This is a genomic window from Bifidobacterium sp. ESL0784 (genome assembly GCF_029433295.1).
In the GTDB taxonomy this organism is placed as follows: domain Bacteria; phylum Actinomycetota; class Actinomycetes; order Actinomycetales; family Bifidobacteriaceae; genus Bifidobacterium.
In genome coordinates this window covers 16,362-27,767 of the sequence record NZ_JAQTHV010000001.1, presented here as the reverse complement: position 1 = coordinate 27,767, position 11,406 = coordinate 16,362, and the positions used below count along the sequence as shown (strand labels likewise).

General features: G+C 55.6%; 5 protein-coding genes. 1 reads left to right on the top strand and 4 read right to left on the bottom strand.

The window, feature by feature from the left end; genetic code table 11:
- Positions 1–118: 118 nt before the first annotated feature.
- The 3 genes from trxB to PT279_RS00065 all read right to left on the bottom strand — a co-directional run bounded on the left by trxB (position 119) and on the right by PT279_RS00065 (position 3,961).
- Complete coding sequence (trxB, locus tag PT279_RS00075; protein WP_277164281.1) at positions 119–1,162, bottom strand: thioredoxin-disulfide reductase; 1,044 nt, start codon at positions 1,160–1,162, stop codon at positions 119–121.
- A gap of 357 nt (positions 1,163–1,519) precedes the next feature.
- The gene (locus PT279_RS00070; protein WP_277165160.1) at positions 1,520–2,590 is read right to left on the bottom strand and encodes a class E sortase; all 1,071 of its coding nucleotides are present in this window, start codon (positions 2,588–2,590) and stop codon (positions 1,520–1,522) included.
- Positions 2,591–3,151: 561 nt separating this feature from the next.
- Entirely contained in the window at positions 3,152–3,961 is an 810-nt protein-coding gene (locus PT279_RS00065; protein ID WP_277164279.1) for a DUF881 domain-containing protein, read from the bottom strand.
- Positions 3,962–4,047: 86 nt separating this feature from the next.
- Here PT279_RS00065 and crgA point away from each other — a divergent pair, with 86 nt between their 5' ends.
- Complete coding sequence (crgA, locus tag PT279_RS00060; RefSeq protein ID WP_277164277.1) at positions 4,048–4,566, top strand: cell division protein CrgA; 519 nt, start codon at positions 4,048–4,050, stop codon at positions 4,564–4,566.
- 809 nt (positions 4,567–5,375) lie between these two features.
- On the opposite strand, the gene PT279_RS00055 is transcribed toward crgA, so the two are convergent.
- The gene (locus tag PT279_RS00055) at positions 5,376–11,177 is read right to left on the bottom strand and encodes a BspA family leucine-rich repeat surface protein (protein ID WP_277164275.1); all 5,802 of its coding nucleotides are present in this window, start codon (positions 11,175–11,177) and stop codon (positions 5,376–5,378) included.
- Positions 11,178–11,406 lie beyond the last annotated feature (229 nt).

Genomic DNA, 11,406 nt, shown 5'->3' with positions numbered 1-11,406 from the left:
CAAGGCACTCGACTATCAAACAGAACGAAAATATCCGGCATGCATGGTTCAACCTGTAAAATCAGTAATTAAGCAAATAACTATATAATTGACTAATTACTGAATGAGGGTCTTCATATTATTTGAGACCGTCCAGATACTCCTGAGCATCCAGCGCGGCACGGCAACCCATGCCGGCAGCGGAAACAGCCTGGCGATAAACGCTGTCAACCACGTCTCCGGCGGCGAAGACTCCGGGTACCGAAGTGCGGGTAGAGGCTCCGTCAACCTCGATATAGCCCTTTTCGTCAAGCTTTAATATGCCGCCCAGGAAGCCGGTGGCCGGAGTGTTCCCGATGGCCACAAACACGCCTGAAGCAGGCACTTCAGTGGTTTCACCGGTTTTGACGTTGCGCACGGTGACGGACTTGGCGCTGCCGTCTTCACCGTTGACCTTGTCGACCACGGAATCGAGGATGAACGACATTTTGTCGTTGGCCTTGGCACGGTCGACCATGATTTTTGCCGCGCGGAATTCACTGCGACGATGGATCAACGTCACCGAGGAACCGAAGCGGGTCAGGAACTCGGCATCGGTGAAGGCGCTGTCGCCGCCGCCGACCACCACAATCGGCTTGCCACGGAAGAAGAAACCGTCGCAGGTCGCGCAGTAGGAGACACCTTTGCCGGAGTATTCCTTCTCACCAGGAACGCCGAGCTTGCGCACGTTGGAGCCAGTCGTCACCACGATGGCCGGAGCCTGGTAGACGTCGCCTTGGTCGCAGGTTACTCTTTTCATCGCGCCAGCATTTGACCGGTCGCCGAAATCTACGGAAACCACGTCGTCGAAGACGATTTCAGCCCTGAATTTCTTGGCTTGCTTCTGCATGCTGTCCATCAGATCGGGGCCCATCACGCCGTCGGGGAAGCCAGGATAGTTCTCCACTTCGGTGGTGTTGACGAGCTGCCCGCCGGGGGTCAGGGCTCCCGCAATGACCAACGGCTTGTAACCGGCGCGACCGAGGTAAATGGCTGCGGTGTAGCCGGCGGGGCCTGAACCGATGATGATCACGTCTCGCACCTTGTTCTCAGCACCATTCTGGGCATTGTTTTGAGCGCTGTTTGCAATGTTCTTTCCTGTTATATTCAGAAAATCGATTTGCTGTGTATTCTCTTGAGTCATAAAATCACTTTAACATTGTGTGGGGCTTATCGGAACCTTCGGCAGTCGGCATTGATTCCAAGGCAGAAAATCGTGCTACGAGCCGCAAACAACGTATCAGCAAATGCAAAAGGCAGCAAAGAAAAACCCGTGAAAGCGAATAGAAACTCAGGAGAGACCCAAAAAGGGGACGGTAAGGTTCATCTTGGGTGAACCATAGATATTTGGACAAATAACTTCCATGGTCGCCCCATGCCCGTCTTTTTGTAACCTTTTATGTGCTTACTGCCCGGTCTATGCAATAGCGACAAACAGACGAAGTGAATGTCTCTTATTATTACAACGCATAAGGCACTTGACTGCCGTCCGTGAATCGCGTCAGCTGGTTACGGCAGTATAGTTTGACATCTGATGCAGAATCGGAATGTTGCTGGCCGCCCAAGGGCAGACCCATTGCATGATGGCGAGGGCGGCGGCCAGAAGCAGCAGCAGCACCAACAATATGCGTATTCCCTTGATTCCAGGCTGAAGCCTTGTCAATCCGCCGTAAATGCTCAGATCTGGCTTCTTGACGTCCCCTGCCTTGATGGCGCGGCGAAGCGGCCAGCGCCAGGCGATTGCGGCCGCGATGAACAGCACAAGATAGATGACAAGCAAAGCGATGATGGCAGGAATCAGCGAGGGAAGTTTGGCGAAAGGCGATTCCTTCTGGTTGTTGATGAACTGGACCTTACCGTCCTGCCCAGTGTGGGTGAGTTCCTGCGGCACGCCGTCAGAGACCTTGGCCCAGTACTTGAATTTCCCGTAACTGATCCAGCGATGTGTCGGTGTGGAATATTTGGGTTCGCAGGTCGTGAGCGTGATCATGCGTTCCGTCGGCGGTGCGGTTGGGTTTTCCGGGTTCGGTGCGACCACGTCCACCTGGTCCGGTGTCACAATCTTGAAGTCGGTATAGGTATAGACGTACCAATAATCCTTGGTACGCAGCACTATTGGATCACCGACCTTGAACTTGTCGACGTCGCCCAAAGGCTGTCCGTAACCATTGCGGTGGCCTGCAGCGGCGAAATTGCCGATTTCACCAGGCATCTGCGATTGGGTGTAGTGCCCCATGCCATGCTTGTTCAGAGAGACCATGTCGGTGCCCTGCACGATGTTGCGCTGCCATTGGTCGCCGAAACGTGGGATATAAATCTGAGCGACCATGTCGCCGGTATTCGCGCTTTGGGGCTGGATCGGGGGAGTGCCGTCTTGGGCTTTTGCGATATTGACGCCTTTGGAGGAGTTCGCGGATTTGCTCGGGTCACTCCATGAAACGGATTGGCGCTGATTGTATTGCGTATGTTCGGACTGCACCCCGGTCCACCACATCTGCCAGACGATGTATAGCGCACAAACCACCGCGATGGTCAAGAGGATTTCGGCGAAGATTCCCAGTACGGTCCACAGGCGCCGTGATTTCGAGCGCGATTTGGTATCGCCGCCGTTGCCGGTGTGCCGACCATGTTTCCCGCTCTCGGAATTATCGCTTTGCCCCGCGAGCCAGGGTTGTCCCGTGTTCTGTCCCGGCTGGGAAGGCTGGAGGGGCTGGAACACCTGCGTTTGCTCGTTTGCACCCGCAGTGTTGGCGGCAGCTTGGTTGGCGGCAGGCCCGTTCATTGCGGATTGGTTGGCGAAACCCTGATTGCCAACCCCTGGATTGCCCCCAGGCTGCGCGAAAGATGGCTGAGCGCCCTGCGAAGCCCAAGTCGGAGCCTGGGGGGCCGAAGGCGGGTCAGGAATGCCGAAATCATCGAAGGCTTCGTCCAAGTCAGTCGGTTCGATGGCGTCTTCGCGTCGGCCGCCGCCGTCGTACCTGTCGTTATCAGCCATGAAATCCATCTCTCGTTTCATATTGATCCGTCATTGCTGCGCAATGGTTGAGGGTTCGAAATTGCCGCATCACCCTATCGGTCAGTAACGTGTCAATTGTATCCGCCTGTGTGGCCCTTTTTCACTCTTGGTCTTTATTCAATGACCCTGTTGATTATCGTTATCGGCCGTTTTCCCGTCATTGCCCTTATTGTCGGTTTTCATCACGCTGGCATACTTGAGTGTCTGTAAGACCGGAGCCTCCGGGAAACGCAGGTTGTCCTTGTCTTCGACCTTCCAGCCCAAGCCGAACGCGCTGACATATTCCTGATATGTCTGGATCGCTTTCGAATCATTCAGGGCGTCGCGCATTTTCCCGCTGGGGCCGATGGCGGAGATGGTGTAAGGCGGGGAATATTGCTTACCTTGCAGCATGAGGATATTACCCTTGCAGATGATCGCGGAATTGTAGAGCACGCGCTGGTCCTGGATCATCATCGCCTCGGCGCCGCCTCGCCACAGCGCATTGACCACGGATTCGATGTCCTGCTGGTGGATGACGTAATCGTTGATATTCGAAGCGGATCCGCTGCCAGAGTCCGAGACCATGTGCTGCCAGAGCGGAGAGTCGTTGAGTGTGACGGATATGCCCGGCCCGGTGACTGCCGGAAGCATGGTCCCCGCGCCCGGGTCTTCGCTGGAATTGTTGGTTTTCGAGCTGTCCTTGCCCGCGTACTTGTTGAGGGTATTGATTTGCGAGCCCAGGGATTTGACCTGTGTCTGCAGTTTGTCGACCTGGGCGACCCGTTGCTCCACCAATTGTGCGGTATCGGAACTCACGACGCTGGTCTTGTTGACACGGATATTGGTCATCAAGAGGAATCCCGTAAGCGCCACCACAAGAAAGACGGCGACCCCACCAAGCCTCGATCGTTTCGCCTTGTGTTTGCCCTCCGGATTTTCCTTCATGCTATTCCAAATTCCTTGACTTACTCAATCTCTTGCTTCGAGTGTACACTAAAATATGTTTAGGCTATTGAATGGAGACTACGCTTATGGCTGACGAAAAGCTGGACAGTGGCATGGATGCCGATGTTGCGCAGGATGAGGCGCAAAAGACATGGGACGAGCCTGAAACGCAGGCGGATGACGTTGCTGACGAACAAGACGCTGACCGTAAGTCGGATGGTGCGGATGGTGACGATTCTTCTGACTCGGAGGAAGGCGAGCAGAAAGATATCGACGATGACGACCTCGACCTACCAATGGACAAGATCGATGCGTTGCTGAGTGCCACGAATGTCGACAAGAAGTCGATGACCCCGCAGTTGCGCCGCGTCGCCCAGCGTCAGGCAGAAAACAGCAAGCGCGTTGAGGAGACCATCAAGGGCACCAAGGCGAACCCGGGCTGGTTCGTGCCGCTGTTCTGCTTCCTCATGATTCTGGGGCTTGCGTGGGCTGTGGTCTATTACCTCACCAGCAAGTACCCGATTCCCGGCATCGGCGCGTGGAACCTGCTCATTGCCTTCTGCATCGTGATGGTCGGCTTCATTATGACCATGTGGTGGCGTTAACCAATCGCCCGCTTTGCCGCTAATACGAATCTGGTTTTTGCAGCTCGCAAATTAATTGGCCGTTGAAGCTGGTGCGAAATCGTTAGGCGTGTCTTCTGATTGCTGGAGACACGCTTTTTTGTTGTCCTCGGGGTTTTCTTAGCTTGTCCAGTTTTTGACGGTGAGTGTGCAGAGAATTGTGCTTGTTGGCCTGAGGTTGCTGAGGTTGACCGGATTAAATATCTGAAGTAGGCAAACCTAAATGGTTGACTGCAGAGTTACCCACAAATGTGAATAAGTATGGTGGCTAAGTGTGGATAACTGGATATAGAATCCAGTATTTTGCCGTGGCTTATGGTCATGTGCACAACTGTTATCCACATATCCCACATCGAATAATCGTTGGAAAAACAAGCATTCTGTATATAGTCGTGGATAAGTATGTGAGTTTTCCTCAGGTAATGCCCAAGTTATCCACAAGATTTTCCACAGCGGTGGAAAACTACAGCGGTGTAATTTCTATTTTCATTGTTTTCGGACTTGGTCGATCTTGTGTCTATCGGGTTATCCGGTCGACATGACGATGAAGCCGAAGAGGCCGATACAGCATCTCAGATATGTGCATTGAGCGCTACCTCAGTAAGCCAATGAACATAGATGGGTTCAACGGAATCGGAGAGCTGTATGAGTAATCCCGGCCAAGCATCTGCCGCGCGTCGCCGGGATTTTGAATAAAAGTGGGTGAATATAAAAATTGGGATTCACCGACCAAAACATCGGTGAATCCCAATTTCAGGTTCCGGCTATTGTACCGGAATTAAGGCCGGACTTTACTCCTCATTGTTCGTGTGTTTGCGGCTGAAGTGGTAGCCTACGCCACCGGCGGCCAGCAACAGCACAGCGGTGAGTGCGATCATTGCCACATCAGCGCCGCTGTTCGCCAGCTCGCCTTGCGGCTTTGCGGCAGGCTTCGGCTGTGCCGGTTGCGCAGCAGGCTGGGGCTTCGGAGTGACGAAGGTGCCGAGCTTCAGAATCTGCTTGGTGGATGAATTACCATCAACATCAAGGCTCTGAATCTCAACCTGATCGCCGCTACGAACGTCCGCGGGCCAGGCGACGGTGAATGTGCCGTCGGCATTGGTCGTAGCGGATGTGCCCGTGAAGCTCTTCAGCAACGACTGTGCATGCTGCAACGGCTTGCCGTCCGCATTCAGCCAAGTCAGCTGCACCGTGGCTCCACCTTCAACCTTGCGGTTGGGCTGTGCGCTCGCGCTCGCGGATGAGACGACCTTACCGGTTACCGTGCCGCCGTTCTCGCCGTTCTGGCCGACTGTTGTGTAACTGAGTGATTGCGCTTGAGGAGCCACCATATCAATCAGCGTATCGGTGAAGACGAAGGCCGAATACTTCGTGGTGCCAGGCTGCACAAGACTGCGGCGAGCACGGAAGACGAAGTTCTGACCGATGCCGACGGAATCCGGGAAGTCGGAAACCGGGAATGTCGCTTCCCAATCGCCGTTGGTCCTGTTGATGGTCACATTGCTCGCGGTGGTTCCCTCAGTCGGAACTTCAGAGGAGGAGCCGGCGGGAAGGGTTACGACCTGGACCTCATCATTGGCGTGAGGTGCTGGGATATTGCCCTTTACTGTGACGACAGAGCCGGACATCGTGCCGTTGATCATCTTCGGAGCTTCGACGTCAGCGACGATAGGCGCATCGGGATCGAAGGACTTGGTGAGCACGCTTGCGGTGTTGCCCACGGCATCCTTGGACTGCATGGTTACCTGATCGGCACTCGCCGCAGCAGCAGGAGGGGTGGCGCTGAACGAGCCATTGACCCCGCTGGTTACGTTGTCGGTCGCGAGCACATGACTGCCCCTCATCCACTGAATCATGATCGTATCGCCGCTTTCGGGATGATGCCCGGTGTGCGTTGAAGGATACATGGTCGTCTCTTCGACACCGGAGAGGCTGGCTGTCAGTTGCAGGCTGGAGACATCAACGCCAGGAGCCACCATATCGACCTTCTGAGCCTTGGGGGCAGCGTAGGCGGAATCGGTGGTGTCACGGGTCAAGCGGGCGTAGAACGTGAAGTCTTGGCCGCAACCGACATTGTCGGGCAGGTCCGACGGATTGAATTCGGCGCTCCATGTGCCGTCTGGTTCAATGGTCTCGCTGGCAGCGCTTCTTCCGCCCATCGGCGTCGGGGCAGCAGTCGATCCCGATACCACCACAGCTTCAATCGCATCTCCATCGACATACGTATAACCCGGCAGCGTTCCGCTGACCTTGACACGGCTGGTGACAGTCACGCCATTGGTCATCTTCGGAGCTGTGACCGACGTAATCGTAGGCGCATAGGTGAGGGTGAAATCGACATCGGTCGCGGCGGACGTATTGCCGGCAGCATCCTCGGCGTAGACCGAGACCTTGGTTGCCGCAGCTGCGTAGTCTGGAGGCGTCGCGGTGAACTTGCCGATAGGTGCCGACGTATTGCTGCGCACGGTGGTGGATGTGCCAAGTGGCGTTCCATCGTGCTTCTTCCAAGTGAGGTGCAGCAGGACATCGCCTTCATCGACAGCTACGGAGCCGCCAGATCTCGTCGTTCCAGTGACGCTGCCGGTCGGCTGCGGCGTGGCGACGCCAGGAGTCGGCGCGATCATATCGACGGCCTGTGGCTTCGGCGTGCCATAAGCCGAGTCATGGCCCGAGCGAGTGCGGTAGGCATAGAACGTGAAGTTGCTGCCTTTGCCCACGGTGTCCGAGAAATCAGATTGCGGGAAGGTGGCGGTCCATGTGCGTGCGGAGCCGTTGACGGCAGTTGACGTTGCTACAGTGCCACTGACTGGTGTTGCGACCGAGCTGGTATCTTCGCGCACTACTTCGACGTGGACATCATCGCCTACAGCATAGTCAGGAAGGGTGCCGTGCACGACGATATCACCGACAGCAGCGGCACCGTTAGTCATCTTCGGCACTACGACATTGGTGATGTCGGGTGCCTCCGAATCGAACTGCACAGTGACCGTGCCGGATTCGTTGGTGTCGGTGTCCTTCGCCTGAACGTCAACCTGGCTGATGCGTCCGGCCCAGGTATCGCTCGGGAAGGCGAAGTCCACGGCCCCGTCTGCGCCGCTAGTCGTGGTTGACGTGCCGAGCGTAGTACCGGCATTATCCTTCCAGGTAAGCGTAAGGGTTACACCAGTTTCCTTGGTGCGGCTGGATTGTACGGAGCTGTTGCCCGAAGACCAGACGGTGCCGACCAGATGACCGCGGGATTGCGTGGTCCCCGTAGGTTCAAATGCAGGAGCTACCTCATCGACTGATTGGTTGGTAAGGTCCTTGGTGGCTGCCGTTCCGCTGGAAACGCTACGCGATGCGGTGAATGTGTATGCATTGCCTGTGCCGATTGGATCAGCGGTGCCGCTAGCGAAGTCGGTTGCGTGGAACTTGACGGACCAGTTATTGCCGCTCCAGGAGGTAACCCCGTAGGAGTTGATGGTCACGCCGCCGCGGGTCGCCGTTGCGGTGATGACATCATCGTTGGCGACATGGTGCGGAACGGTGCCCGTGAGCACGATATCACCGCTCAAGGTGCCGTTGGTCACATGTACAAGCGGTGTCTGAAGCGCCAGATCAGCCGGAGCATCTGGAGTCTGACGTGTCAATATCTGCTTGTGGCTGAAGGTGTTGCCATCGCTATCGGTAACCTTCACGTTTACTGCCTTGAGGTTACTGCCGCTGACTCCGGAAGAGGGCCAGAGCACGTTGAACTTGCCTGCGCTCGCGCCGGTCTCGGAAGTGGCGGTTGTGGCAGCAGCCACATCCGACCCAGGGGTGCACGCGATATCGCCGCACCACTGCACTTCAATGGACACGCCACCTTCAGCGATGCTGGAGGTACGGGTATTGCTGTTGAACGCAGTCTTCACCTTACCCTTCACCACGCCGCGGGCGCCGCCGTCGGCGGTTCCGGGCTCGTAGACTTCCCACTGCTCGCCGTCGAAACCAGGCGCTACCAGATCAATGGTCTTATCAACGGTTTCGTCGGCCGTATCATTGTCGGAGTTCACGTGGGTAATGGTGAACGTGTAGGTTGCGCCGTTGCCGACAGTGTCCAGATTGGCAAGCGCCCGGAGTTCGGCACCGGAGAACGTAGCCGTTACAGTCTTTTCGTCGCTACCAGGTGTAGGTGGATCCCAAACGACGGAGGTAGCAGACACAGCCGTGCCGCTGCCGATCTTTCCGGTGACGGTGATCGGGGTCGAGTTGTCGCCCGTCTGGTGCTTGACCGTGGCCGTCACTTTGAGGTCTTGGTCGAAGGTCGGATTAGATCCGCTGACACCGGTCATTTTCGGAACAGGCGTCACCACAGCGGCACCGGTAGGTGCCTCTGGAGGCGCTGCGCCGCGGGTGCTCAGCGTCAGCACCGTGGAATAACTGTTGCCGGCAGCATCGGCAGGGATGCTTACCTGGACTTTGTCATTTTCCACAACACCGGCCGGCCAATTGATGGTGAACTTGCCGTTCGCATCTGTCGTAGCGGTGTCGATGGGAAGGGACAATGCCGCTCCAGTGGAATCGAGCCATTTCAGAGTGATGGCCTCCGAAGCCAGCTTGTTGCGGTCAGGCTGTGCGTTGGCGCTGCCGTCGCCGGAGGTATATACGGTTCCGGAAACAATGCCCGTGCCGCCGTTCTCGGCAGGTGTCTTGTAATCCAACTTGTCGGCGCCGGAGCCGAAGCCAGGAGCGACAATATCGAGATTGTTGTTGTGCTTGAACTGGTAATTCGTCTTGGTACCATCATGGCTTACACGACGTGCCCGGAACGAGTAATCGGTGCCGGTTCCGACTTTATCGAGCTTGAGATCGGTGAAATCGGAAGCGTGGAACGTTGCGGTCCAGTTGCCGCTGGCATCGAGCGTTACGGAAGTGGCATTTACGGCATCGCCACTTGCGGTGGACGTGCTGCCGGCAGTCTTCATCAGGCCGACTTCGATGGTGTCCCTGTTCGGATCGGAGATGCCGGTGCCGAGGTCAGCGCCGGGAGCGGCGCCGGAAACGGTGATGGTGTCGTCCGGGGTGTAGCTGCCGTCAACGCTAGTCGGCCTGGCAGTGATGCCGTCGATGAGTGGCTCGGTGGCATCACGTGGTAGCCAATGTGCCTTGAGAAGGGCGTTGTTATCAGATTTAGGCGGATTGCCAGGCGTTGGATCAACCCATTCATTCCAGGTGTCCCACCGATGCCAGTTGAAATCGATGGAATCCCCCGGTTGATAGGTTTTGCCCGGATTTTCGTCATCCGTCCATCCCTTGAAGATAAAGCCAGTTCGTTGCGGCGCTGTAGTGGGAATTGACAATCCGCAAGGCGTGTCTGGCCAGCAATTGCTTTGGGTTGGCAGGTCACTGGGCATATCGGTGACGGTTGCCGGTGTGTTTTTGTCGAATTTCACGCTCATGTTCGGCGGATTGCCGTACCATGCCGGTGCCGAGGGAGCGGGAATGCCGTTACTTGGGTCAAAACCCGGAGTGACGGCTCCTTCCTTGTTCCATGTTCCAGGCGTAGGGTCCTCTTCCCACTCCCAGTGTTCTGGTGTAGGTGCTGGGGCGCCGGTTGCATCCTTGTGAACCATATTGAAAGGTCCGGGCTTCAAACCGCTGCCGGACGAGACCTGTGAATTCGGCCCTAGACGCAGCAAGCGAATCGGGGATCCCCGGAACATATACATCATGTTGCTTCCGGTGGTGTCGAAACCGGAGATGTCGAGTTTCTGCAGATTCGTGCAGCCGTCGAACATTTGCTGCATGTTCGGATGCTGGCTCGTATTGAAATTGGAAAGATCAAGGGACGAGACCCAGCTTCCCGCGAACATTCCGCTCATGTCTGTTACCTGGCTGGTGTCCCAGGTGCTGAAGTCAGGGGTAACCAGGGAATATGTGTTGTTGAACATGTTGTTCATGTCCGTGACACGTGCGGTGCTCCATCCAGGGCCGAACGTGATGGTTTGCAGGTCTTTACAGGCTTCGAACATGGACGCCATGTTGGTGACGCCTGATGTGTCGAACCCAGAGAGATCTATCGATTTCAATGAATAGTCGTCACGGAACATATATTCCGTACCAGTCAGACCGGTTATGGTGGCATTGGAAAAATCTATGCTCGTGACATTATGCAACCATTGGAATACATAGCTGAAATCGCCGGACATTTCAATCGGATCCGCAATGACGACTTTCTGAATGGAATCTGGATTTACACCGGTTTTCCAAGGATAACGATTCGAATCTTCTACGGTAGGCGTTGCCAGCGCCCATTTATTCCAGCTAGGCTTTGACGAGTTCCAAAGCTCGATCTTCAAGGTACATTGTCCGCCGACGTCCGCTACTTCCCAGGCGATATTCCTTTGACGTGTGGGTACGAGGGCCCCCAGGATTATTTTGCTCTTTGCATGAGATACGCAAGCCGGCACATCTTGGGGCCCGACCTGTGGGCCGCCGCGGGTCAACGATGAACCTTGCGTTTGCACCGGGCTGCTGACCTGCGGCAATGCGCTTGCCATCTGCGGCGCAGCACCTATGGCGAGTGAGGCCAGTAACGCCACACCACCAGTGAAAATTTTGCGTAGCTTCACGATACGCGTTCCTTTCTTCTTTGAGTGGGCACACCATCAGCCACTGTTAAAGTGTATGACTATACTGACACCAGTCTACAGGATAATGTGACAAATATTATTGTAAGCGCTCATTCTTTTGCTATTTCGCTGTGATATGTCGAGGTATATAAGGTATTTCTGTCGAGATAATCAGTATTTTTTTACAAATATGTATTGTATTTCACGAAAGTCCTGAAGAGGTGTACAA